Origin of the sequence: Kitasatospora sp. NPDC127035 (genome assembly GCF_042726075.1) — a bacterium.
Classification (GTDB): Bacteria; Actinomycetota; Actinomycetes; order Streptomycetales; family Streptomycetaceae; genus Kitasatospora.
In genome coordinates, this window is record NZ_JBHXDN010000014.1 from 1 (window position 1) to 23,759 (window position 23,759).

General features: G+C 71.8%; 21 protein-coding genes. 9 read left to right on the plus strand and 12 right to left on the minus strand.

Annotated elements, in window-relative coordinates; genetic code table 11:
* Positions 1-170 precede the first annotated feature (170 nt).
* The 4 genes from ACFWIC_RS12035 to rfbB form a co-directional block, all read right to left on the minus strand.
* Positions 171-947, minus strand: coding sequence for a glycosyltransferase family 2 protein (locus ACFWIC_RS12035; protein ID WP_329885386.1), 777 nt, complete (start codon positions 945-947; stop codon positions 171-173).
* Positions 944-1,345 (minus strand): DUF2304 domain-containing protein, encoded by a 402-nt coding sequence (locus ACFWIC_RS12040; protein WP_329885387.1) that lies wholly within the window; start codon positions 1,343-1,345, stop codon positions 944-946. The genes ACFWIC_RS12035 and ACFWIC_RS12040 overlap by 4 nt, the downstream gene beginning before the upstream one ends.
* A 109-nt stretch (positions 1,346-1,454) precedes the next feature.
* On the minus strand, positions 1,455-2,771 hold the full coding sequence (locus tag ACFWIC_RS12045) for a hypothetical protein (protein ID WP_329885388.1): 1,317 nt from the start codon (positions 2,769-2,771) through the stop codon (positions 1,455-1,457).
* Positions 2,768-3,742, minus strand: coding sequence for a dTDP-glucose 4,6-dehydratase (gene rfbB / locus ACFWIC_RS12050; RefSeq protein ID WP_329950389.1), 975 nt, complete (start codon positions 3,740-3,742; stop codon positions 2,768-2,770). Before rfbB ends, ACFWIC_RS12045 begins: the two co-directional genes overlap by 4 nt.
* A gap of 81 nt (positions 3,743-3,823) precedes the next feature.
* Between rfbB and rfbA the strand changes: the two genes are divergently transcribed.
* From rfbA to ACFWIC_RS12075, 5 genes are all read left to right on the plus strand, one after another.
* On the plus strand, positions 3,824-4,699 hold the full coding sequence (rfbA, locus tag ACFWIC_RS12055; RefSeq protein WP_329885390.1) for a glucose-1-phosphate thymidylyltransferase RfbA: 876 nt from the start codon (positions 3,824-3,826) through the stop codon (positions 4,697-4,699).
* Positions 4,696-5,295, plus strand: coding sequence for a dTDP-4-dehydrorhamnose 3,5-epimerase (rfbC, locus tag ACFWIC_RS12060; RefSeq protein ID WP_329950388.1), 600 nt, complete (start codon positions 4,696-4,698; stop codon positions 5,293-5,295). The genes rfbA and rfbC overlap by 4 nt, the downstream gene beginning before the upstream one ends.
* A 200-nt stretch (positions 5,296-5,495) precedes the next feature.
* Positions 5,496-6,398 carry a glycosyltransferase gene (locus ACFWIC_RS12065; protein WP_329885392.1) on the plus strand — a complete coding sequence of 301 codons (903 nt, stop codon included), beginning with the start codon at positions 5,496-5,498 and terminating at the stop codon, positions 6,396-6,398.
* Between the two features lie 36 nt (positions 6,399-6,434).
* Positions 6,435-7,388: an NAD(P)-dependent oxidoreductase gene (locus ACFWIC_RS12070; protein WP_329885393.1), complete on the plus strand. Its 954-nt coding sequence runs from the start codon at positions 6,435-6,437 to the stop codon at positions 7,386-7,388.
* 206 nt (positions 7,389-7,594) lie between these two features.
* The gene (locus tag ACFWIC_RS12075; protein ID WP_329885395.1) at positions 7,595-8,704 is read left to right on the plus strand and encodes an acyltransferase family protein; all 1,110 of its coding nucleotides are present in this window, start codon (positions 7,595-7,597) and stop codon (positions 8,702-8,704) included.
* Positions 8,705-8,755: 51 nt separating this feature from the next.
* Here the strand turns inward: ACFWIC_RS12075 and ACFWIC_RS12080 are convergent, their stop codons facing one another.
* From ACFWIC_RS12080 to ACFWIC_RS12115, 8 genes are all read right to left on the minus strand, one after another.
* On the minus strand, positions 8,756-9,229 hold the full coding sequence (locus ACFWIC_RS12080) for a GtrA family protein (protein ID WP_329950386.1): 474 nt from the start codon (positions 9,227-9,229) through the stop codon (positions 8,756-8,758).
* A 15-nt stretch (positions 9,230-9,244) separates the two neighbouring features.
* Complete coding sequence (locus ACFWIC_RS12085; RefSeq protein WP_380518041.1) at positions 9,245-11,653, minus strand: hypothetical protein; 2,409 nt, start codon at positions 11,651-11,653, stop codon at positions 9,245-9,247.
* 91 nt (positions 11,654-11,744) lie between these two features.
* Positions 11,745-12,704 (minus strand): glycosyltransferase family 2 protein, encoded by a 960-nt coding sequence (locus tag ACFWIC_RS12090; RefSeq protein ID WP_329885399.1) that lies wholly within the window; start codon positions 12,702-12,704, stop codon positions 11,745-11,747.
* Between the two features lie 175 nt (positions 12,705-12,879).
* The gene (tuf, locus tag ACFWIC_RS12095) at positions 12,880-14,073 is read right to left on the minus strand and encodes an elongation factor Tu (protein ID WP_329885400.1); all 1,194 of its coding nucleotides are present in this window, start codon (positions 14,071-14,073) and stop codon (positions 12,880-12,882) included.
* 233 nt (positions 14,074-14,306) lie between these two features.
* Positions 14,307-16,412 (minus strand): elongation factor G, encoded by a 2,106-nt coding sequence (gene fusA, locus ACFWIC_RS12100; protein ID WP_329885401.1) that lies wholly within the window; start codon positions 16,410-16,412, stop codon positions 14,307-14,309.
* A 39-nt stretch (positions 16,413-16,451) separates the two neighbouring features.
* On the minus strand, positions 16,452-16,922 hold the full coding sequence (gene rpsG / locus ACFWIC_RS12105) for a 30S ribosomal protein S7 (RefSeq protein WP_148644378.1): 471 nt from the start codon (positions 16,920-16,922) through the stop codon (positions 16,452-16,454).
* Positions 16,923-16,924: 2 nt separating this feature from the next.
* Complete coding sequence (rpsL, locus tag ACFWIC_RS12110; RefSeq protein WP_014144289.1) at positions 16,925-17,296, minus strand: 30S ribosomal protein S12; 372 nt, start codon at positions 17,294-17,296, stop codon at positions 16,925-16,927.
* A gap of 422 nt (positions 17,297-17,718) precedes the next feature.
* On the minus strand, positions 17,719-18,267 hold the full coding sequence (locus tag ACFWIC_RS12115; RefSeq protein ID WP_329950384.1) for a DUF1707 and DUF4190 domain-containing protein: 549 nt from the start codon (positions 18,265-18,267) through the stop codon (positions 17,719-17,721).
* 282 nt (positions 18,268-18,549) lie between these two features.
* On the opposite strand from ACFWIC_RS12115, the gene ACFWIC_RS12120 reads away from it, so the two are divergent.
* From ACFWIC_RS12120 to ACFWIC_RS12135, 4 genes are all read left to right on the plus strand, one after another.
* Positions 18,550-19,371, plus strand: coding sequence for an ABC transporter ATP-binding protein (locus tag ACFWIC_RS12120; RefSeq protein ID WP_329885735.1), 822 nt, complete (start codon positions 18,550-18,552; stop codon positions 19,369-19,371).
* The gene (locus ACFWIC_RS12125; protein ID WP_380518046.1) at positions 19,368-21,038 is read left to right on the plus strand and encodes a transporter; all 1,671 of its coding nucleotides are present in this window, start codon (positions 19,368-19,370) and stop codon (positions 21,036-21,038) included. Before ACFWIC_RS12120 ends, ACFWIC_RS12125 begins: the two co-directional genes overlap by 4 nt.
* A gap of 157 nt (positions 21,039-21,195) precedes the next feature.
* Complete coding sequence (locus ACFWIC_RS12130) at positions 21,196-22,503, plus strand: DUF2786 domain-containing protein (protein ID WP_380359735.1); 1,308 nt, start codon at positions 21,196-21,198, stop codon at positions 22,501-22,503.
* Between the two features lie 130 nt (positions 22,504-22,633).
* On the plus strand, positions 22,634-23,737 hold the full coding sequence (locus ACFWIC_RS12135) for an ADP-ribosylglycohydrolase family protein (RefSeq protein ID WP_329885407.1): 1,104 nt from the start codon (positions 22,634-22,636) through the stop codon (positions 23,735-23,737).
* Positions 23,738-23,759: the final 22 nt, after the last annotated feature.

Sequence of the window (23,759 nt, forward strand, 5' to 3'; positions counted from 1 at the left end):
GGCCCGGTACGCACCCGCGTACCGGGCCCGAGGCGTTCCGGCGCGCGGAGCTCGCGGAGCCGGCCGCACCGGCAGGACGGCCCACCGGGCCCGGGAACGAGTCCGGCCCCGCCGCGTGGTGCGGCGGGGCCGGAACCCGGTCAACGTCCTCGTGCCGGTGCTTCCAGGCCCTAGGCCCGGCCGACGAGCTCGGGGCGACGGGCGGCCTGGCGGCTCGCGGGCTGGATCGCCTTCAGGTGCGCGGGCATCCGGCGGATCATCGCGAGCAGCAGCACCAGACCGGCGCGGGACAGGTAGATCATGGCCTTGACCGGCGAGGCACTGGGCGTACCGGTGGTGCGCTCGCGCATGGCGACCGGCACCTGGCGCACGACGAAGCCGCAGCGGGCCGCGCCGACCATGCTCTCGATGGTGTCACCCAGGTACTCGACCGGGTACCACTGCGCGAAGAACTCGATGAGCGGCTTGTTGCACGCCTTGAAGCCCGACGTGGTGTCGGTCAGGCGGGTGCGGGTGATGCGCGAGAGCACCACCGACAGCAGCTTCATCGCCCACTTGCGGGGGCCGCGCACCTTGTAGCTGCCCTCGCCGTCGAAGCGGGCGCCGATGACGAGGTCCGCCTCGTCCAGCTTGGCCAGCAGGGCGGGGACGTAGGCGGGGTCGTGCTGGCCGTCGGCGTCGCACTGGATCGCGACGTCGTAGTCGTGCAGGTGCGCGTAGCGGTAGCCGAACCGCATCGCGCCGCCGACACCGAGGTTGTAGGGCAGCTGCGCCACGCGGGAGCCGGACGCCGCGGCGACGGCGGCGGTGTTGTCCACCGAGCCGTCGTCCACGACGAGGGTGTCCACGCCGGGGAGCTTCTGCTGGATCTCGCGGAGGATCTTGGGCAGGCCCTCCGACTCGTTCCAGGCGGGAAGGATGATCAGTACCCGCTTGCCGTCGATCATGCCCTCACCTCGGGGTTGGTCGAGCCGCTCGCCTGCTGGTTCGCACCGGCGATCGGGAAGCCGTGGTGCTCGGCCAGGTGGGCGCGCATCATCGCCACGTCCTCGGCCAGGGTGCGGGTCTCCGCCTCCAGCCGAGAGGCCTCCCAGCTGAGGTGCAGCGACACCAGCAGGACCAGGACGAAGCCGGCGAACAGCACGAGGCTCACGCCGGACGCGATACCGAGCCGGCGCGCGGTTGAGTCCAGGATCGTGGGGAAGAACCCGAGCGGCGCCACGATGACGCCGATCGCGAGCCAGATAGCCGCGTACTTCTCCCGCAGCTGCTGGCGACGCAGCAGCTCCAGGATGTAGACGACCACCAGCACGCCGGTGATCGAAGTGATGACGGTGAGTTGCACGACTGGTTGCGCCTTTCAGCGGCAGTGGCGTGGCCAAGGAAAAGACATATTAAAGGCATGGCGTGAACGAATGGCCGCCGCCGGGGGTGCTGGGCGGGGCCGAGGGGTGTCACACCTCTGACGACTGGCGTGCTGCCGGGGTCGCCCGCTCCCGCGCCGAGGGAACGACCGGAGCGGACAGGGAACGGGCCAGCGCCCATAGCATGGCAGCCGCACTCACCGCCGCACCAGCCAGGTACCCGAGTTCGACCCGGGTCGCGATCTCGCCCGGCGACAGGGTCACCGCGACCAGGACGGCGGTACCCGCCAGCCAGGCCAGCAGCTGCCGCTGGTGGCGGCCGAGCGAGAGCAGCGCCTGACCGAACACGGTCGCCAGCATGTAGCAGAGGGTGCCGAGCACGAGCCAGAGGAAGTCGGTCGACCCCAGCACGTCCTGCGCCTTGAACAGCACCTGGATGGCCCACGGCCCGAGGACGACCGTCGGCAGACCGGCCGCCGTGCACATCAGCACGACGATGCCGCCGGTCCGCAGCAGCACCTTCCGGAACTCCGCCTGGTTGCCCGCGGCGGCAGCGCCGGACAGCGAGGAGACCAGCGAGGCCTGGATCGCGGCGTAGGCGAACAGCGGGACGCGGGCCAGCACCACGGCGTTGGCGAGCGCGGCGATCAGCGCCTTCGAGGAGGGCGAGAGCGAACCCACGCTCACCACCGCGGCGTTGACCATCAGCTGGGCGAGCAGGGTGGACCCGGTCAGCAGGCCCAGACCGGTGGTCACGTCGCGCCAGGCCGGGGCCGGGCCGCCGCGCCGGTCGGCGAACACCTTGCGCATCCCGATCACCGAGGCGGCCAGCGGCGAGATCACCAGGATCAGCGCGAACGCCAGCGGCGAGTGGGTGCCGAACAGCGGGATCAGCGCGGCCAGCCCGATCCGCAGCCCGCCGTCGACCGCGAGCTGGGCGCCGTACGCGCCGAAGTGGCCGAGCCCGGCCAGCGCCCCGCGGGCGACCGAGCTGACGGCGAGGCCGACCAGGGCGCCGCCGAGGCCGGCGACCAGCCAGAGGTCACCGGAGAAGAAGCGGTCGGCGATCGGCCGGGCCGCGGCGGCGACCACCAGCAGCACGACGGCCAGCACCACGACGGTGGCCAGCAGGACGCGCCGGATCGCCGGACCCGGCCCGCGACCGGCCACGTCGCGGGCCGCGACCAGGCGGTTGAGCTCCAACTCGACCGGGGAGAAGAGTCCGTACCCGACGGACATGACCACGGTCCAGAGCATGTTGACGCCCGCGACCTGGGTGGTGTCCAAGCTGTGCCCGGCAAGCGCCAGGAAGATGTACGACGAGACACCGAGCACGACGGTGCCGCCGAGAACGAGCCGCACGCCCGGGGGCAGCGCCCCCAGCAGCTTGGCCACCGGGTTCGTCATCGCAGGGAGGCCTTGGCCTTCAGCGGCTCCCACCAGGCGCGGTTCTCGCGGTACCAGGTGATGGTGGCGGCCAGGCCGTCCTCGAAACGGACCTGCGGGGTGTAGCCGAGCTCCTCGCTGATCTTGGTGATGTCCAGCGAGTAGCGCAGGTCGTGGCCCTTGCGGTCGGCGACCGGCTCGACCATGGACCAGTCGGCGCCGGCGGCCTGGAGCAGCAGCTCGGTGAGCTCCTTGTTGGTGATCTCGGTGCCGCCGCCGATGTTGTAGACCTCGCCGGACCGGCCCTTGCGCATGGCCAGCTCGATGCCGCGGCAGTGGTCGGAGACGTGCAGCCAGTCACGGATGTTGCCGCCCGTGCCGTACAGCGGCACCTTCCTGCCGTCCAGCAGGTTGGTGGTGAACAGCGGGATGACCTTCTCCGGGAACTGGTAGTGCCCGTAGTTGTTGGAGCAGCGGGTGACCACCACGTCCATGCCGTGCGTGCGGTGGTAGGCGAGCGCCAGCAGGTCGGAGCCGGCCTTGGAGGCCGAGTACGGGGAGTTGGGCGCGAGCGGCCACTCCTCGGTCCACGAGCCCTCGGAGATCGAGCCGTAGACCTCGTCGGTGGAGACGTGGACGAAGCGGCCGACACCGTGCTTCTTGGCCGAGTCCAGCAGCACCTGGGTGCCCAGGACGTTGGTGACCACGAACGGGCCCGCGCCCTCGATGGACCGGTCCACGTGGGACTCGGCGGCGAAGTGCACGACCACGTCGTGGCCGGGCATGACCTGGTCGACGGCGTCCGCGTCGCAGATGTCGCCACGCACGAAGGTGTAACCGCTGTGACCGGCGACGGACGCCAGGTTGGCCTCGACGCCCGAGTAGGTGAGCTTGTCGAAGACGGTGATCTGATCCGTTGCGTCGGCGCTCAGCAGCTGCCTGACGAACTCTGAACCGATGAAGCCGGCGCCGCCGGTAACGAGGATGCGCATAGTGCGGGCAGTCTACCGGTGCACCCCGGGGCCATCGCCCCGGGTCAGCAGCAGGCTCCGAACCTCACATAAGCTGCGCGCATGCGTGGAATTCTCTTGGCGGGCGGTACCGGGTCACGTCTGTGGCCGCTGACCCGAGCAGTCTCGAAGCAGCTCCTCCCCGTCTTCGACAAGCCGATGATCTACTACCCGCTGTCGACCCTGGTCATGGCCGGTATCAGCGAGATCCTGATCATTACCACCCCGCAGGACCAGGAGCAGTTCCAGCGCCTGCTCGGCGACGGCTCCCAGTTCGGCCTCAAGCTCGAGTACGCCGTCCAGGAGAAGCCCGAGGGCATCGCCCAGGCCTTCGTGCTCGGCGCCGACTTCATCGGCGACGAGCCCGTCGCGCTGATCCTCGGCGACAACATCTTCCACGGCAGCGGCCTCGGCACCCGGCTCGCGGAGCGCACCTCGCCGCACGGCGGCATGGTCTTCGCCTACCCGGTCGCCGACCCGACCGCGTACGGCGTGGTCGAGTTCGACGACAACGGCCAGGTCATCTCCATCGAGGAGAAGCCCACCCAGCCGAAGTCGCGCTACGCGGTGCCCGGTCTCTACTTCTACGACAACCGCGTGGTCAAGATCGCGTCGGGCCTCAGCCCGAGCGCGCGCGGCGAGCTGGAGATCACCGCCGTCAACGAGGAGTACCTCAAGACCGGCGAGCTGCACGTCACCATCCTCGACCGCGGCACCGCCTGGCTCGACACCGGCACGTTCGTCTCGATGGTCCAGGCCTCCGAGTTCGTGCGGGTCATCGAGGAGCGCCAGGGCTTCAAGATCGGCTGCATCGAGGAGGCCGCCTGGCGGGCCGGCCTGATCGACGACGCGCAGCTGCGCGAACTCGCCGAGCCGCTGTGCAAGAGCGGCTACGGCGACTACCTGATCGCCCTGCTCGACGAGGAGAACGCCCGGTGAAGTTCCGCGAGCTCTCCCTCCCCGGCGCCTTCGAGGTCACCCCGCAGCAGCACGGCGACCCGCGCGGCCTGTTCATGGAGTGGTACCGCTTCGACCGGCTGGAGGAGGTCGTCGGCCACCCGCTGAACCTCGCCCAGGGCAACCTGTCGGTGTCCGCCAAGGACGTCGTCCGCGGCATCCACTTCGCCGACGTCCCACCCGGCCAGGCCAAGTACGTCAGCTGCGTCCGCGGCGCCGTCCTCGACGTGGTCGTGGACCTGCGGGTCGGCTCCCCCGCCTTCGGCCGCTGGGAGTTCGTCCGCCTGGACGACGTCGAGCGCAAGTCGGTCTACATCCCCGAGGGATTCGGCCACGGCTTCTGCGCGCTGACCGACGACGCCACGCTGTCGTACGTCTGCTCCGAGACCTACAACCCGACCGGCGAGCACGCGGTGCACCCGCTCGACCCGGACCTCGGCATCGAGTGGCCCACCGACGCCCCGCAGCTGTCCGCCCGTGACGACGCCGCCCCGTCGCTGGCCGACGCGATCGCCGGCGGCCTGCTGCCGGACTACGAGAAGTGCCTCGCCTTCACCGAGGGCCTGCGCACCCGCTGAGACCGTCCGATGCCCGGGTCCACCGCTCTGCGGCGGGCCCGGGCATCGTCGTCCGCGGGGCCGCGGCCCGGCCCGCAGCCCGGCGCTCGGCCCCGCGCTCGGCCCGGCGGAGGGGCGCGGACGGGCTCAGTATGATGGGCCAGCCACAGGGTCCCTGCCCTGTTCCGGCCCCGACTCCGACCAGCGGATGTGCCTCCACCATGACCACTCTGGAAATCCTGCTTCCGTACTACGGCGACGTCGCGCTGATGCAGGCAGCGGTGCGCAGTGTGCTGGCCCAGACCGACCCGGACTGGCGGCTGACCGTCGTCGACGACGGTCGGGAGCCCGGCGTGCCGGAGTGGTTCGCCGAGCTCGACGACCCGCGGGTCCGGTACTTCCGCAACGAGAAGAACCTCGGCGTCACCGGCAACTACCGCAAGTGCCTGGGCATGGCCGAGCACGAGTACATGATGTTCATGGGCACGGACGACATCATGCTCCCCAACTACGTCGCCACCATCCGCTCGATCCTGGCCCAGTACCCCGGCGTCGCGATGATCCAGCCGGGCGTCCAGGTCATCGACGGCGACGGCAAGCCCAGCAGCTCGCTCGCCGACGAGGCCAAGCGCCGGATCTACGCGCCCAAGCAGCAGGGCCGCACCCTGCGGGGCGGCGAGGACCTGGCGGTCAGCCTGCTCAAGGGCAACTGGCTCTACTTCCCGTCGATCTGCTGGCGCACGGACGCCGTGCGGACCATGGGTTTCCGCGACAACCTGGAGATCATCCAGGACCTCGCGCTCGTCATCGACCTGCTCCAGGCCGGCGAGCAGATGGTCGTCGACGACGTCCGGGCCTTCCAGTACCGCCGGCACGCGGTCAGCATCTCCTCCTCGTCGGCCTTCAGCGGCACCCGCTTCACCGAGGCCCGCCGGTACTTCCTCGACGCCGCCGACCGCCTCGACGCACACGGCTGGCCGCGGGCCGCCAAGGCGTCCCGGATGCACCTGTCGGCCCGGATCCACGCCCTCACCCTGGTCCCTGGCGCGATGCGCGCCGGCCAGTGGGACGGGGCGAAGGCCCTGCTGCGCAACGCCACCAGCACGGCCGCCCGCCCCCGCTGACCCCCGCTCACCACCGTCCCCTGGGAGATCTCCGCAATGACCGCACCGCACACGACCCCCTCCCGGGTGGCCGTCCTCGGCGGCACCGGCTTCATCGGCCGGGTGCTCGGCGCCCGCCTGCTGGAGCAGGGCGTCGAGGTCGTCAGCCTGGCCCGCAAGGCGCCGGCGGTGCCGGCCCCCGGCCGGTTCGTCGCCTTCGACATCTCCTCCGACGCCGCCGCCGACCTCACCGCGCTGCTCGACCGTGAGCGGATCGACACGGTCGTCAACGCGGCCGGCGGCATGTGGGGCCTGAACGACGAGCAGATGTACCAGGCCAACGTGGTCCTGGTGGACCGGCTGATCGAGGCGGTCTCCGCGATGGCCTCCCCCGCCCGCCTGGTCCACCTCGGCACCGTGCACGAGTACGGCATGGCGCCGGTCGGCACCGGCCAGCGCGAGAGCGACCCCGCCGCCCCGGTGATGGAGTACGGCAAGCTCAAGCTCGCCGCCACCGAGGCCCTGGTCCGGGCCGTCGAGGCCGGCCGGCTGGACGCGGTCTCGCTGCGGCTCGGCAACGTCGTCGGCGCCGGCCAGCCCGGCCACAGCCTGCTCGGCGTGATGGCCGCCAAGCTGGACGCCGCCCGGCTGGCCGGCGAGACCGCGCAGCTCTCCCTCCAGCCGCTCACCGCCCAGCGCGACTTCGTCGACCTCACCGACACCCTCGACGCCGTCCTGATCGCCGCCCGCGCCGACGTCCTCCCGCCGGTGGTCAACGTCGGCACCGGCACCGCCTCCTCCGCCCGGCTGCTCGTCGAGCTGCTGATCGAGGAGAGCGGGGTGCCCACCGAGATCACCGAGGTCCCCGCGCCGGACGGCACCGGCCCGGAGACCGAGTGGCAGCAGCTCGATGTCACCGTCGCCCGCGAGCAGCTCGGGTGGGAGCCCCGGCGCACGCTGCGCGAGGCCGTCCGGGACCTCTGGCAGGCCCAGGTCGCCTCCTCGGCCTGACCCCCGCGGCAAGCAGCACGGCAGTACGGCGGTACGAGACTCAGCGGGCCACCGGCCCCGACGGGCGCGGTGCCCGGACCCCACCGGGTCCGGGCACCGCGCCCGCGCCACCCAGTGAACGGGAAGGCACGACACTGCGCGCCCTGCTCCGCCCGCACGGCACCCTCGCCGACCTCTGCACGGGTCGGGCCAACAGCTTCGGCGCCGTGCGCCTGCTGCTCGCGGTCGCGGTGGTGGTCTCGCACGTCTACCCGCTCGGCTGGGGCCGGCTGGACCCCCTCTGGAACTGGAGCGGTCACCAGACCGACTTCGGCAAGTCGGCCGTCCTCGGCTTCTTCGCCCTCTCCGGCTTCATGATCACCGGCAGTGCCGCGGCCCTGTCGCCCCTCCGCTTCGCCTGGCACCGGGCCCTGCGCATCCTGCCCGGGCTCTGGGGCTCGCTGCTGGTCTGCGCCCTGGCCCTCGTACCGCTGCTCTACCTCTTCCAGCACGGGTCACTGACGGGCTTCTGGAACCGCCCGGACGGTCCGCTGAGCTACCTGAGCAGCCTCGGCAGCACCTCGCCCGCGGCCGGCTGGGACATCTCCGGCGTGCTGGCCGAGGGCATCCGCCGGTCGACCAACTTCGACCGGAGCCTCAACGGCGCCCTGTGGTCCCTGAAGTACGAGATCCTCTGCTACGCCCTCGCCGGCCTGCTGGCCGCGCTCGGCCTGCTGCGCGGCCGGCTGGTCGTCCCCGCGCTGGCGCTGGCGCTCTGGCTGCTGATCGCCGGAGGCCTCGCCGACCTCCCGTCCCCGGGCTCCCCGCTCGTCGGCCCCGGTGTGGCCGTCCCGGTCCTCGGGCAGCTCAGCGGGTACCTGCTGGTGCACCTCGGGTTCGTCTTCCTGCTGGGCGCCGGCCTCCGGCTGTGGGCCGACCGGATTCCGGTGGACGACCGGCTGGCGCTGGCCGCCGGGATCGTCCTGGCCGGGACGCTGTACTGGCGCGGCTATCCCGTGCTCGGCCACCCCGCCCTGGTGTACCTGCTCTTCTGGGCGGCGGCCCGGCTGCCCCGCCGGTTCCAGGCCGTCGGACGCCGCCACGACTACTCGTACGGCGTGTACATCTACGGGTTCCCGGTCGAGCAGGCGGCCGCGCTGCTCGGCTTCGCGCGCTTCGGCGTCCTGGGCTTCTTCGCGGCCGCCATGACCGCGACACTGGCCCTGGCGGCCTTCTCCTGGCACGTCGTCGAGGAGCCCGCGATGCGGCTGCGGAACTGGGCCCCGGGGCCGCGGGGCTCCGCGGAGGGAGCCCGGCCCGCGAAGGCCGGCAGCTGAACCGTCGCGCCGGAGCGCCCGCCTACCGCCGACCGCCGCCCGCCGCCCGGGTCAGCCCTTCCGCTCCTTGAAGACCCAGATCCGCATCAGCACGAAGCGCAGGACGGTGGCCAGGCCGTTGGCGACCACCAGGCCCGCCACCTCGACCGTGCGCGAGGCGTCCGGCGCCGCGAGGTCCAGCAGGGCGAGCACCCCGGCGCTGAGACCCAGGCCGATCAGGAAGGCGACCGCCCCCTGGAGCTGGTGGCGCAGGGCGCCCTCGGCACCCGTGATCCCGAAGGTGAACCGCCGGTTGGCCGCGGTGTTGGCCACCGCGCTCACCGCGAGCGCGATCAGGTTCGCCGCCTGCGGGGCGACGAACTGCCGCGCGACGACGTACAGCCCCAGGTAGAAGAGGGTGCTCAGGACCCCGATCACCAGGAAGGACGGGATCTGGCGCCGGACCGTCCCGGCCGGCCGCGCCGCCGCGGGACCGTCCTGCGCCGGCACGGTCGGCTTGTCGGTGGAGACCATCTGGATGCCCATGATTTCTTCGTCGGATCAGGAGAGCTCGTACACGGCCACCCGGCCGTTGTCGAACACCTGCTTGGTGAGGTCCTTCAGCCGCGGCGACTCGGCCCCGGCCTTGCGGTGGACCACCAGGTACCGGAGCCGGGGGTCGTCGTCGCGCAGCCGTCGCAGGGTGTCCGCCGTCGGATGGTAGAACGCCTCCTCGTTGCGCCTGAACAGGGCCTCGTCCCAGAAGCCCGTCGTGGCCGACACGGCTCCGGCCGCGGTGGCCATCAACCGGGGCGCGTAGGCCCAGCCCTCGATCAGCACCGAGCGTTCGGAGTAGGCGCTCAACCAGTACGAACGGTAGTTGTCGCAGGAGGCGCTGTCCGCGTAGTCCTCGAACTGCCAGCAGTGGCTGTTGGTGGCGAGCACGTCCCGCGGCCCGCTGTGCTCACGGACCCAGCGGGCCGCCTGGACCTGCGTCTCCGGCAGGATCCACGAACCCTCCCAGTGCACCTTCCGCGCCTGGAGGACGTCCAGGGCCGTCGCCGGGACGCCCACCGCCAGCACCGCCGTCAGCAGCACGACGCCGCCGCGGCGCCGCAGCGCCGGCACCGCCCGGCCGGCGAGCCGCCAGAGCAGGCCGCCGGCCAGCGCGAGCCCGGCCAGCGCCGCCGCCGCGACCAGCGCGGGCAGCAGCTTGACGTACGGCGGCTCCCCCGCCGGACCGTCGAACGGCCGGGCCGCGAACGCCTTCCAGTCGTCCGAGTACCGGTAGAGGGCGAGGGTGAGCGCTCCGGCCAGGACCGCCGCCGCGGCGGCCAGCAGGAGCACGGCACGGCGCGGGAGCGCCGCCCGCTCGAAGGTCTCGCAGTACCCCCACGCCGAGAGCAGGGCGGCGAAGGGCAACCCCGCCAGGGTGAAGTAGCTGGCGTTGAAGCCGTTCACCGCGAGGTAGGCGGCCGGCCCGGCCAGCGCGCCGCCGAGCAGGAACCACTGCACCGGAGCGAGGTCCAGCCGGCTGCGCCACAGCAGGGGCAGCATCCCGGCCGCCTTGAGGTGGTGGTTCAGCACGAACGCGACCAGGATCGCGGCGACCAGCCCGGCCTGCACCGCCGCCGGCCGGGAACCGTCCGGATCCGCCCAGTACCCCCGGACGTTGCCGAACGGGACGACCTCCAGCGCGTAGCTCTGGAAGTCGAAGACGGCGGCCGTCGCGAAGAGCTGCGCCGCGCCGACGATCGCCCCCAGGCGGACGATCGTCCACGGGACGCGCCGCGTCCCGATCAGGATCATCAGCCCGGCGAAGCCGAGACCGCCCAGGACCACCGGAAGCGTGCTGGCCTTCGCCGCGCTGGAGGCCAGCGCGAACAGCGCGGCGAGCACGTAGGCGCCGCGGCCGAACGACGGGATCCCCCCGTCGCCCTCCCGGGTCCGCCTCAGGAGGTCGCCGGCCGCACCGATCAGGGCGATCAGCAGCGGCTGGCTGTACGTCAGGGAGAGGCTGGCGAACGACATCAGCCGGACCGCGGGAGCCCCGAAGGTCCAGCTGCCCACGTTGTTGGGGTACGCCGCGGTGAACTCGCCCACCGCGAACACCAGCAGGGCCGCCACCGGGCCGGCCCAGGGCCGGCCCACGAGCCGGTGGGCGACCACCGCGACGGCGAGGATCCCCAGCGCGCCCAGCGCCGGGACCATCAGCCGCATCTCGACCACCGACAGGTCGACGTGCCCGACCAGATCGCCCATCGCCATGTGGACGAAGGTGAACCAGTGGTAGTTCAGCGGCTCCCCCGACACCTGCGGCAGGGTCGGCGGGACGTTGTACTTGGCGTTCCCCGCGAGCGACAGCAGGTAGGGCAGGTCGCCGTACTGCCGGCTGGTCTCGCTGTCCGGCAGGATCGGGAACCGGGCGAGGAAGACCTCGTAGTAGTACGCCGAGGAGAGGGCCACCACGCCGGCCGTCGCCCAGGACCAGCGCTCCGCCGGCCGGCGGTACCCGGCCGGCCGCCAGTGCCGCCGCAGGCCGGGCACCGCCAGGAAGGGCACCACCACCAGCAGCGGCCAGGCCACCGCGAACCTCTGCAGGCCGAGCGACACCAGCAGGGCCCACGCGCCGAGCTCCAGCACGAGGCCGGTGACCGCGCCGAGGACGAGGTCCTCGACCAGGGTGTGGGGGCGGCGGCGGAGCGCCCGGAACACCAGCGTGCCGGGAAGCAGCACGCCCCAGGCCGCGTAGCCCGTGTAGCGGGCGACGTCGCCCGGCGGGGTGTCCGCGGCCAGCAGCAGCGCGACCGCGAACAGGTAGCAGGCCACCGCCGGCGCCCACCGCCGCAGCCCGCCCGGGGCAGGGGAGTCGCGGCGGCCCGCCGTCAGCGACGCGGAAGCACTCGCCCCGCCCGGCGGGCGACCGTCCCGGGACCTGGCCGAGGACGCCGTGCTGTTGGTGGTGCCCATGCTGTCCGTTCCGTCCTCCGTGCCGCGCACCGGAGCCGCCCCGGGCGGCTCGACACGGTTCGCTGCGACCGGATCCGTTCCCCTGTGGAGGTCATCGCGACCGCTCCTGCCACTCGTCCTCGGCCGAGTCGTAGCCGACGAAGTACGCGGGGCGGGCCTGCACGGCCGAGTAGATCCGCCCGATGTACTCGCCGAGCAGACCGACGCAGATCAGCTGCACGGCACCGATGAAGAGCATCCCGATGAAGAGCGACGACCAGCCCGGCACGGTGGCGCCGAGCGCGTACGCGAACGCCGTGTAGACGGCGAGCCCTATGCAGACCAGGAAGCTCAGCAGGCCCATCCAGGTGGCGAGCCGCAGGGGACTTGCGGAGAAGTTGGTGATGCTGTCGATCGCCAGCCGCACCATCTTGGACAACGGGTAGTGCGTCGCCCCGGCGACCCGCTCCTCGCGGACGTAGACGACCTCGCCGCTGGGGAAGCCGAGCCAGGGGACGAGCAGCCGGTAGACCGGCTGGTGCTCGGGGAGGGACTTGAGGGCGTCGACGGCGGCCCGGCTGAGCAGCCGGTAGTCGCCGGCCTGGCTGGGCATCCGCTTGCCGACGAGCTTGCGCATGAGCCAGTAGTAGGCGCCGGCGGTGCGCCGTTTGAAACGGGTGTCGGTGGCGCGGTCGCCGCGGACCCCGTAGACGATGTCCAGGTTCTGCTCGCGGGCGAGCGCGAGCATCTCGGGGATCTTCTCCGGCGGGTCCTGGAGGTCCGCGTCGATGCTGACCACGTAGTCCCCCAGCGCCCGGTGGATCCCGGCGGTGAGCGCGGCCTGGTGACCGGAGTTGCGCGCGAAGCGGACGATGCGGAACTCGGGCCAGTCCTGGCGGATCTTCTGCATCAGCACCGGGGTGACGTCCGTGCTGCCGTCGTCGACACCGACCACCTCGTAGGTGACGTCGAGGGCGTCGAGTATCGGGCGGAGGCGCTCGACCGTCAGCGGGAGCGCTTCCTGCTCGTTGTAGATCGGCATCACGACCGACAACTGGGGCGCCGTTGGCATGAGGTGCTCCCGCTTTCCGCTGCTGGGGCTGGTTCGTGGCCCGAGAATAGCAGCAGCCTGTGAGCGCTCCGTGAGAGAAGATGAGCGCAGGGTTAAGACCGAAGGGCCCCGCACACCCTGAGGTGTGCGGGGCCCTTCGGATCGCCTGTGGGTCACAGGCAGGTCAGATCGTCAATTACTTGAGGATCTTGGTGACCTGGCCGGCGCCGACGGTGCGGCCACCCTCACGGATGGCGAACTTGAGGCCCTCCTCCATGGCGATCGGCTGGATCAGCACGACCGTCATGGCGGTGTTGTCGCCCGGCATGACCATCTCGGTGCCCTCGGGGAGGGTCACGACGCCGGTCACGTCCGTGGTACGGAAGTAGAACTGCGGGCGGTAGTTGTTGAAGAACGGGGTGTGACGACCACCCTCGTCCTTCGACAGGATGTAGGACTGGGCCTCGAAGTCGGTGTGCGGGGTGACCGAGCCGGGCTTGATGATGACCTGGCCGCGCTCGACGTCCTCGCGCTTGATGCCACGGAGGAGCAGACCGACGTTCTCGCCCGCCTGGCCCTCGTCGAGCAGCTTGCGGAACATCTCGATGCCGGTGACCGTGGTGGTGGTCTTGGTCTCCTTGATGCCGATGATGTCGACAGTCTCGTTGACCTTGAGGATGCCACGCTCGATACGACCGGTGACGACGGTGCCACGACCAGTGATCGTGAAGACGTCCTCGATCGGCATCAGGAACGGCTGGTCCACGGCGCGGGCCGGGGTCGGGATGGCCTCGTCGACCGCCGCCATCAGGCCGAGGAGCTTCTCGCCCCACTCCTTGTCGCCCTCCAGCGCCTTCAGCGCGGAGACGCGGACGACCGGCAGGTCGTCGCCCGGGAACTCGTACTCGGAGAGGAGCTCACGGACCTCGAGCTCGACGAGCTCCAGGATCTCCTCGTCGTCCACCATGTCGGCCTTGTTCAGGGCGACGACGATGTAGGGGACGCCGACCTGGCGGGCCAGGAGGACGTGCTCCTTGGTCTGCGGCATCGGGCCGTCGGTGGCGGCGACGACGAGGATCGCACCGTCCATCTGGGCCGCACCGGTGATCATGTTCTTGATGTAGTCCGCGTGACCCGGGCAGTCGACGTGGGCGTAGTGACGCGCCTCGGTCTGGTACTCGACGTGCGCGATCGAGATGGTGATACCGCGCTGCCGCTCCTCCGGCGCCTTGTCGATCTGGTCGAACGGCGTGAAGGGGTTGATGTCCGGGTGAGCGTCGTGCAGCACCTTGGTGATCGCCGCGGTAAGAGTGGTCTTACCGTGGTCGATGTGACCGATGGTGCCGATGTTGACGTGGGGCTTCGTCCGCTCGAACTTCGCCTTCGCCACTGCAGTCCTCCTGAGGACAGTTCTGTACGCCGTGCTGACGTCAGTTGGTCTTTGATCGGGTTGGGTACGGAGCGCCGAGGCACTCCATGCCGTCCCGCGGGTGGGGGCCGGAGGCCCCGGGAGAATCCGACCGGATTCTCCCGGATTGCCTCCTAATAGCCTAAGGGTTCGCTGTCGTCCCGATCGTCGGGACGTACGGCGGCCTCGAACAGGGAGCCGGCGGGTGCCGGTCCCTACTCGCCCTTGGCCTTGGCGATGATGTCGTCCGCCACGTTCCGCGGAACCTCGGCGTACGAGTCGAACTGCATCGAGTAGCTCGCGCGACCAGAGGTCTTGCTGCGCAGGTCACCGACGTAGCCGAACATCTCGGAGAGGGGCACCAGCGCCGTGACGACGCGGGCACCGTGACGCTCGTCCATGGACCGGATCTGGCCACGACGAGAGTTGATGTCGCCGATCACGTCGCCCATGTAGTCCTCGGGCGTGGTGACCTCGACGGCCATCATCGGCTCCAGGAGGACCGGGGAGGCCTTCCGGGCGCCTTCCTTGAACGCCATCGAGCCGGCGATCTTGAACGCGAGCTCGGACGAGTCGACGTCGTGCGCCGCACCGTCGAGCAGCTTCACGCGGACACCCTGGAGCGGGTAGCCGGCGAGGATGCCGAACTCCATGGCCTCCTGGCAGCCGGCGTCGACCGACGGGATGTACTCCCGCGGCACGCGGCCACCGGTGACCTGGTTGACGAACTCGTAGCCCTCGGCCTGCTCGAGCGGCTCGATCGCGATCTGCACCTTGGCGAACTGACCGGAACCACCGGTCTGCTTCTTGTGGGTGTAGTCGATGCGCTCGACGGCCTTGCGGATCGTCTCGCGGTACGCGACCTGCGGCTTGCCGACGTTGGCCTCGACCTTGAACTCACGGCGCATACGGTCGACGAGCACCTCGAGGTGCAGCTCGCCCATACCCGCGATGATGGTCTGGCCGGTCTCCTCGTCCGTGTTGACCTGGAAGGACGGGTCCTCCTCGGCGAGACGCTGGATGGCAACGCCCAGCTTCTCCTGGTCACCCTTGGACTTGGGCTCGATCGCGACGCGGATGACCGGGGCCGGGAAGTCCATGGACTCCAGGATGACCGGGTTCTTCTCGTCGGACAGCGTCTCACCGGTGGTGGTCTGCTTCAGGCCCATGACGGCGATGATGTCGCCGGCGCCCACCGAGTCGATCTCCTCACGCTTGTTCGCGTGCATGCGGTAGATCTTGCCGATGCGCTCCTTCTTGCCCTTCACGGCGTTCAGCACCGAGGTGCCGGACTCCAGGCGGCCCGAGTAGACCCGGACGAAGGTGAGCTTGCCGAGGTGCGGGTCCGACATGATCTTGAACGCGAGCGCGGCGAGCGGCTCGTCGTCCGAGGCCTTGCGGGAGATCTTGACCGTGTCGTCGCCGGGCTTGGTGCCCTCGATGGACTCGATGTCCAGCGGCGACGGCAGGTACTTGACGACCGCGTCGAGCAGGGGCTGAACGCCCTTGTTCTTGAACGCGGTACCGCAGAAGATCGGGGTGAAGTCCGAGTTCAGCGTGCCCTTGCGGATCGCGTCCTGGAGCAGCTCGACCGGGATCTCGGCCTCTTCGAGGGCGAGCTCCATGATCTCGTCGCTCACGTTGGAGACGGTGTCGATCAGCTGGGTGCGGTACTCGTCCGCCTGCTCCTGCAGCTCGGCCGGGATGTCGACGATGTCGTACATCTCACCCTTGGCCGCCTCGGCGGACCAGACCAGCGCCTTCATGCGGACCAGGTCGACAACGCCCTGGAAGTCCGCCTCGGCACCGATCGGGAGCTGCATGACCAGCGGGGTGGCGCCGAGGCGGTCCACGATGGTCTGCACGCAGAAGAAGAAGTTGGCGCCCGTGCGGTCCAGCTTGTTGATGAAGCAGATGCGCGGGACGCCGTAGCGGTCAGCCTGCCGCCACACGGTCTCGGACTGGGGCTCGACACCGGCGACACCGTCGAACACCGTCACGGCACCGTCGAGCACGCGCAGCGAACGCTCCACCTCGACGGTGAAGTCGACGTGGCCCGGGGTGTCGATGATGTTGATGGTGTTGGCGACGTCGTCGACCGTCCAGTGACAGGTGGTCGCGGCCGACGTGATCGTGATGCCGCGCTCCTGCTCCTGCTCCATCCAGTCCATGGTGGCAGCGCCATCGTGGACCTCACCGATCTTGTACGAGACACCGGTGTAGAACAGGATCCGCTCGGTGGTGGTGGTCTTGCCCGCGTCGATGTGCGCCATGATCCCGATGTTGCGGACCCTGGCGAGGTCAAGGGAGGTTGCAGCCATGGTGGCTCGTTCTCTCTCTGTCTAGTGACGGGGTACGGACTACCAGCGGTAGTGCGCGAAGGCCTTGTTGGACTCGGCCATCTTGTGGGTGTCCTCGCGACGCTTCACGGAAGCGCCCAGGCCGTTGCTGGCGTCGAGGATCTCGTTCATCAGGCGCTCGGTCATGGTCTTCTCGCGACGGGCGCGCGAGTAGCCGACCATCCAGCGCAGCGCCAGGGTGCTGGCGCGGCCCGGACGGACCTCGACCGGAACCTGGTAGGTCGCGCCACCGACACGGCGGGACTTGACCTCGAGGGCCGGCTTGACGTTCTCCAGCGCACGCTTCAGCGCGACGACCGGGTCCGAGCCGGTCTTCTCACGGACGCCCTCAAGGGCGCCGTAGACGATCCGCTCGGCGGTGGAGCGCTTGCCGTGCAGCAGGATCTTGTTGACCAGCTGGGTGACGACAGGGGAGCCGTAGACCGGGTCGATGATGACCGGGCGCTTCGGGGCGGGGCCCTTACGAGGCATTCTTACTTCTCCTTCTTGGCGCCGTAGCGGCTGCGAGCCTGCTTGCGGTTCTTGACACCCTGGGTGTCGAGCGAACCGCGGATGATCTTGTAGCGGACACCAGGAAGGTCCTTCACACGACCACCGCGCACCAGCACGATGGAGTGCTCCTGCAGGTTGTGGCCCTCGCCCGGAATGTAAGCGGTGACCTCGATCCCGCTGGTGAGGCGCACACGGGCGACCTTACGAAGCGCCGAGTTCGGCTTCTTCGGGGTGGTCGTGTACACACGCGTGCAGACCCCACGGCGCTGCGGGGAACCCTTCAGCGCGGGAGTCTTGTTCTTCTCGACCTTGTCCTGCCGGCCCTTTCGGACCAGCTGCTGGATCGTAGGCACCGTTTCTCCGTTTTCTGTGTGCCAAGGCTTGGTGAAACTAACCTGCGGTGTTCCCTGCACACACAGCCGCGTGGTCGACCCACGCGGTCGGGTGTGTTGGGCTATTCCGACACGGAATCCCATGAGCTGATGTACAGCGGCGGCGCTCTACGCTCGGGGCACTGGAAAGCGCTCCGGCTCGGCGCGGCGGCCGGTGTGCATGCACGCACAAGGACCCGGGGACACCCCAGGCACAAGGTCAGAGCGTACCTAGCGCATCGGGCTCGGTCAAAACAAATGCAACGCCGCAGGTCGTGGCCGTCGGCCGGGTGTCGCCGGGATGTCCCGCACGCGGCCGCCCGGTGTCGGACCCTCCTCCTGCCGCTCTACCACATCGCGGGAACCGTCGCCACCGGAGCGGCCTCCGGCCGCCCCGCGGGCGGTCAGCCGCCGAAGAGCACCACCATCACGCCGAGCAGCATCCAGAACGCGATCGACAGCCAGCCGAAGACCAGGCCGGTGACGGCCATGCCGTCGCCCTCCTCGTTCCGCTCCTGCACCTGCCGGCGGCCGATGTGGCCGGTGATCACGGCCGGCAGCCCGAGCATGCCCCCGGTCGGGACGCACAGCAGGCCGAGCACCAGCGAGGTCACCGCCACCGCGTTGGTTCGGCGCTGCGGCGGGAGCGGCTGCGGGATCAGGAACGTCGGCGGCACGACCGGCCCGGCGACGTGCGCCGGGGCCACCATCGGCCCGGACGGCAGGTCGGCCACCAGCTGGGCGAGCTGCCCGTAGGTCTGCGCGGTGCTGGCCGCCGTGAACCGGTCGCCGTACTCGTCCGCCGTGAGCCGCCCCTCGGCGAAGGCCGCCTTCAACACGTCCACCGTCCGCTCGCGGTCGGCGTGCGCGGCACGCATCGCCGCCTGCGCCGAGACGGCAGGCTGGCGCCCCCCGGCCCCGTACCCCGGTTCGCCCCACGGCTGAACGGCCATCCGCCACCTCCCGGCGCCCCTGCGTGCATCGGCACGCCCACTGGTCCTCATAGTGCAGGACGAACGGGGGCCCTGAGTAGTTGCCACCTTCCGGTTATTCGACTCCGCCCCTGCACGGGCCCGGCCGGACCCGGCCCCGTCTCACCCGTTCGGCCCAGACACGCCCGGAACGTCCGTACACGGGACAGGGCCGCCCGGACGGTGGCAGGCTGTCGTCGGACCGATGTCGATCATGGAACGATCATGGACCCGACCGCCCGCCCACCAGCAGAGAGGGCCACCATGCAGGCGTCAGCGCCGCCGCCGTCCCCCGCCCCCGACTCCCCCGTTCCCCCGGCCGCTCCCTCCGCCGTCTCCGTCCGGGGGCTGTGGAAGCACTTCGGCAGCCAGGCCGCGGTGGCCGGGCTCAGCCTGGAGCTGCCGACCGGGGCGTTCATCGGGCTGGTCGGCCCGAACGGCGCCGGCAAGACCACCACCCTGTCGATGGCCACCGGTCTGCTCCGCCCCGACCAGGGCACCGTCCTGATCCACGGCGCCGACGTCTGGGCCGACCCGGTCGCGGCCAAGTCCCGGATCGGCATCCTCCCCGAGGGCCTGCGGATGTTCGAGCGCCTCAGCGGCCGCGAACTGCTGCAGTACAACGGCCGGCTGCGCGGCCTGCCCGGCGCCGAGGTCGACCGCCGGGCCGAGGAACTGCTCGCCGTGCTCGACCTGACCGGCCACGCCGACAAGCTGGTCGCCGACTACTCCACCGGCATGCGCAAGAAGATCGGCCTCGCCTCCGCACTGCTGCACAACCCGGACGTGCTCTTCCTCGACGAGCCCTTCGAGGGCGTCGACCCGGTCTCCGCCCAGACCATCCGCGGCGTGCTCAAGCGGTACGCGGCGGCCGGCTCCACGGTCGTCTTCTCCAGCCACGTGATGGAGCTGGTCGAGCAGCTCTGCGACTGGGTCGCCGTGATCAGCGCCGGCCAGGTCATCGCCCACGGCCCGCTCGACGCCGTCCGCGGCGGGCGCAGCCTGCACGAGGCGTTCCTCGACCTCATCGGCGTCCGCGAGGACGACGGCCGGTCCCTCGACTGGCTCGGCGGGGGCGAGCGGTGAGCTCCTCCCCCGCAGCCGTCCCCGCCGCCGTCCCCGCCGCCCCGTCCGTCCGGGGCGGCGTGCCCGACGACCGGACGGTGGTCCGGACCCTCGTCTCGCTCAAGCTCCGACTGCTCCGCAACGGCCTGCGCCGCAGCCGCGGCCGGGCCGCCCTGTACGTCGTCGGCGCCGTCCTCGGCGTGCTCTTCGCCGCCGGGATCGCGGTCGCCTTCGCCCTGCTCGACCGCCCCACCGAGGCCGGCTCGGCCGGCGACGCGGGTGTCGTCCTCGCCGGCGCGCTCGCCCTCGGCTGGGCCGCGATCCCGCTGTTCCTGTTCTCCAGCGACGAGAGCGCCGACCCGACCCGGCTCACCATGCTCCCGCTGCGGCCCGCCCCGCTGCTGCGCGGCTCGGTGCTGGCCTCACTGATCGGGCCCGGCCCGCTGGTCAGCCTGATCCTGCTCACCGGGGCCGCGCTCTCCGGCGCCGACGGCATGGCGTCGGCGGTGGCCGGTGCGGTCGGCGTCCCGCTGGCCGTACTCACCGTGGTCGTGCTGTCCCGCTCGGTCGCGGCCGGGAACGCCCGGCTGCTCTCCAGCCGGCGCGGCAAGGACTTCGCCATCTTCGGCGGGCTGCTCTTCGCCCTGCTGGTGCAGATCGCCAACGTCGGTTCGCAGAGCGTCTTCGGCAAGGCCGGCGAGCACGGCCTCGACCTCAGCCCGCTGGCCCCGGTCGCCTCGGTGCTGCGCTGGGTGCCGCCGGTCGGCGCCGTCGACGCGGCCCGCACGGCAGGCGAGGGCCGGTACGGCCTGGCGCTGCTCCAGCTGGCGGCGACCGCCGGCCTGCTGGTGCTGCTGCTGCGCTGGTGGCGCTCCAGCCTCCAGCAGCTGATGGTCACCGCCGACGCCTCCACCCTGGAGGTGGTGCGCGGCGTCCAGGGTGCGCGCGGCGCGCGCTTCCTCCCGGGCGGCCGGGTCGGCGCGGTGATGCAGCGTCACCTGCGGTACGCCTGGCGGGAGCCGCGGGCGAAGGCCGCCGTCTTCACCAGCATCGGCATGACCCTGGTGATCTGCGTGCTGTCGGTGGTCCAGGGCTGGGCGACGGTCTACCTGGTGGCGATGGCCGGGATGTTCCTCGGTCTGCAGATGCTCAACCTGTTCGGCATGGACGGGTCGGCGTTCTGGATGGTCGCCGCCACCCTGCTCACCCCGGACGACGCCCGGGACGAGCTGCGCGGCCGGGCCTTCGCCGTCCTCTCCTACGCCGTCCCGATCACCCTCGTGCTCGCGCCGGCCCTGGCGGCGGTCAGCGGCGACTGGGCCGGCCTGCCGGCGGCCACCGGCGTGGCCTTCGCCCTGCTCGGAAGCGGCATCGCGATCGGCGCCGTACTCAGCGTGCTCGCGCCGTACACCATGCCCGCCGACAACAACCCGATGCGCAACGCGGCGCCCGGCCAGGGCGGGCTGGTGATGGTCAACAGCTTCGGTTCGATCTTCGGCAGCGCCCTCCTCGCCTCCCCGGTCGCGGGCTACCTCGGCTGGGCGCTGGCCGCCGACGGCCCGACCTGGCCCGTCCTCCTGGTCGGACCCGCCTACGGCGCCCTCGTCGCCGCCCTCGGCCTGCGCCTCGCCGCCGGCCGCCTGCTGGAACGCCTCCCGGAGATCCTCGCCAAGACCGTCGAGCGCTGACGCCCGTCCCCCGGCGGCCCCTGCTCCGCGCAGGGGCCGCCGGGGTCGTTCCCCGCCGACGGTGGCCGGCCGGGCGGGCCCGTCGTTGTCGGCGCCGCTCCGGCATCATGGGCAAGGGTGCGGACCGCATCAGACGTGGGACGAGAGCGGGAGCACCGTGGGCAAGCGCAGGCAACCGGGCGGAACCGCGGCGGACGGCGGTGCCGGGGCACTGTTGGAGCGGGCGGTGGCGACCGTGGTCACGGCACCCGAGGACGGCCTCGACCTCGCGCTGGACACCGGGGCCTCCCTGCTGGCGGCCTCCGCCGGCCAGTGGCCGGCGGTGAGCCGGGCGGTGCTCGGGTACGCGGACACGTCCGTCGGCCGGTGCTGGTCGGCGGGCTGGCGCCCGGCCGACCTGGCCCGCGTGGTCCGGCGGGAGCTGAAGCCGGTGCACCTGGCGCTGGCGGTGGACCTGATCTCCGCCGAGGGGCGCCGCCACGCCGCGGCCGCACCGGACCGGCGCTGGCAGGAGCAGCTGCGCGAGCTGGAGACGGCGGCCTGGTGGCCGGACGACGAGCGGTACCTGGAGGCCTTCGCGCAGCGTCACCGGCTGGACCGGTTCGCGCTCGCCACCGCCGTACTGGAGCTGCTGCGGATCTGGGGCCGGCTGCCGCCGATCGCCCCGGTCGGGCCGGTGCCGGGGCAGGTCGGGTACGCCGTCCGGCGGGAGCGGCCCGGACCGGTGACCGGCGAGCCGCGGATGCTGTCGCGGATCCGGGCGCTGCTGGCGAAGGCCGAGTCCACCGAGTACCCGGAGGAGGCCGAGGCGCTGACCGCCAAGGCCCAGCAGCTGATGGCGCAGCACAGCATCGACGAAGCGCTGCTGGCCGTCGACGGTGCGGACCGCAACGCCCCGGGGGCCCTGCGGATCGGGGTGGACAACCCCTACGAGGTCCCGAAGACGATGCTGCTGGACGCCGTGGCGGCGGCCAACCGGTGCCGGGTGGTGTGGGCGAAGGAGTTCGGCTTCTGCACCCTGATCGGCTTCGACGCGGACCTCGACGGCGTGGAGCTGCTGTACACCTCGCTGCTGGTGCAGGCCACCCACGCGATGCAGAAGGCGGGCTCCCGGCAGCACCTGGACGGCGCCTCGCGCACCAAGGCGTTCCGGCAGTCCTTCCTGGTGGCGTACGCGGCGCGGATCCGCGAGCGGCTGACCGAGGCGACCGAGCGGGCGACCAGCGACGCGGCGGCCGGCCGGCACCTGCGGGCGGACGGCACCGAGGAGCAGCTCGTGCCGGACGAGCGGCTGCTGCCCGCGCTGGCGGCCCGTTCGGCGGCGGTGGACCAGGAGGTGGGCCGGATGTTCCCGAAGCTGGTCTCGCAGCGGGTCCGGGTGAGCGACGGCGAGGGCTGGGCGGCGGGCCGGGCCGCCGCGGACCGGGCGGCGCTGCACGGCCGGGCCGGGGAGATCCGGGGCTGACCGGACGGGCCCTGATAGAACGGACACCGGCCCGGGCACGGCCCGGCGCGGGCACCACCCGCGGTGGGCGGCGCACGCGGTGGGCGCCGCACGCGGTGGACGGCGACGAGCGAGGGGGACGACGGTGACGGTGGGCGAACAGCCGGGGTTCCGGGACCGGGTGCGCGGAGCGCTGGTCGGCGGGGCGATCGGGGACGCGCTGGGCTGGCCGGTGGAGTTCCTGCGGCTGTACCAGATCCGTGAGCGGTACGGCCCGGCCGGGGTGACCGGCCTGCCGGGCGGCGGCCTGGTCGCCGAGGTGACCGACGACACCCAGATGACGCTGTTCACCGCCGAGGGCCTGATCCGCGGTTTCGTCCGGGGCTGGTCGGGCGGTGGCGGTTCGGTGCCGGAGGCCGTGCACGGCGCGTACCGGCGGTGGCTGCTGACCCAGCAGCAGGGCGCGCCGGACCGGAGCCCGCTCGCCCGCCCGTACGACGGCTGGCTGCTGCGCGAGCCGTTCCTGTACGCGCGGCGGGCCCCGGGTGACGCCTGTCTGACCGGGATGAAGTACCACCCGTCCTTCGAGGCGCCGGCCGCGCTGGGGCAGCCGGGGCCGATCAACGCGCACTCCAAGGGGTGCGGCACGGTGATGCGGTCGGCGCCGTTCGGGCTGGCCCGGCTGGGTGCCGAGCAGTCGTTCGGGCTGGCCGCGCAGTGCGCGCAGCTGACCCACGGGCATCCGACCGGCTACCTGGCGGCCGGCGCGTTCGCGTCGCTGGTGGAGCGGCTGGCGGCCGGGGTGGAGCCGTGGGCGGCGGTCGGCGAGGTCGTGGAGCAGACCCGGGAGTGGCCGGCGTCCAAGGAGACGGTCCAGGCGCTGGCCCGGGCGGTGCGGGTGGCCGAGGAGGCCGAACCGTCGGCGGAGGCGGTGGAGCGGGTCGGGCTGGGCTGGATCGCCGAGGAGTGCCTGGCGATCGCGGTGTACTGCCTGCTGGCGGGGACCTCCGGTCCGGAGCCGGCCCGGACGGCGCTGCTGCTGTCGGTCAACCACTCGGGGGACAGCGACTCCACGGGTGCGGTCTGCGGCAACCTGGTCGGTGCGGCGTACGGCGCCTCGGCGCTGTCGACGGACTGGACGGAGGCGGTGGAGGGCCGGGAGACGCTGCTGCGGGTGGCGGACGACCTGCTGGTGCTGTTCGGCAGCCGCGAACCGGGCCACCCGGCCCTCGGGGACCGCTACCCGGCCTGGTGAGCCGGGGCCGCGCGGGCGGCGC

What these genes read in the sequence shown, in the direction of transcription:
- ACFWIC_RS12035 (WP_329885386.1), bottom strand. Translation starts at nt 947, where the DNA reads ATGATCGACGGCAAGCGGGTACTGATCATCCTTCCCGCCTGGAACGAG.
- ACFWIC_RS12045 (WP_329885388.1), bottom strand. Translation starts at nt 2,771, where the DNA reads ATGACGAACCCGGTGGCCAAGCTGCTGGGGGCGCTGCCCCCGGGCGTG.
- rfbB (WP_329950389.1), bottom strand. Translation starts at nt 3,742, where the DNA reads ATGCGCATCCTCGTTACCGGCGGCGCCGGCTTCATCGGTTCAGAGTTC.
- rfbA (WP_329885390.1), top strand. Translation starts at nt 3,824, where the DNA reads ATGCGTGGAATTCTCTTGGCGGGCGGTACCGGGTCACGTCTGTGGCCG.
- ACFWIC_RS12065 (WP_329885392.1), top strand. Translation starts at nt 5,496, where the DNA reads ATGACCACTCTGGAAATCCTGCTTCCGTACTACGGCGACGTCGCGCTG.
- ACFWIC_RS12070 (WP_329885393.1), top strand. Translation starts at nt 6,435, where the DNA reads ATGACCGCACCGCACACGACCCCCTCCCGGGTGGCCGTCCTCGGCGGC.
- ACFWIC_RS12080 (WP_329950386.1), bottom strand. Translation starts at nt 9,229, where the DNA reads ATGGGCATCCAGATGGTCTCCACCGACAAGCCGACCGTGCCGGCGCAG.
- ACFWIC_RS12085 (WP_380518041.1), bottom strand. Translation starts at nt 11,653, where the DNA reads ATGGGCACCACCAACAGCACGGCGTCCTCGGCCAGGTCCCGGGACGGT.
- ACFWIC_RS12090 (WP_329885399.1), bottom strand. Translation starts at nt 12,704, where the DNA reads ATGCCAACGGCGCCCCAGTTGTCGGTCGTGATGCCGATCTACAACGAG.
- fusA (WP_329885401.1), bottom strand. Translation starts at nt 16,412, where the DNA reads ATGGCTGCAACCTCCCTTGACCTCGCCAGGGTCCGCAACATCGGGATC.
- rpsG (WP_148644378.1), bottom strand. Translation starts at nt 16,922, where the DNA reads ATGCCTCGTAAGGGCCCCGCCCCGAAGCGCCCGGTCATCATCGACCCG.
- ACFWIC_RS12115 (WP_329950384.1), bottom strand. Translation starts at nt 18,267, where the DNA reads ATGGCCGTTCAGCCGTGGGGCGAACCGGGGTACGGGGCCGGGGGGCGC.
- ACFWIC_RS12120 (WP_329885735.1), top strand. Translation starts at nt 18,550, where the DNA reads ATGCAGGCGTCAGCGCCGCCGCCGTCCCCCGCCCCCGACTCCCCCGTT.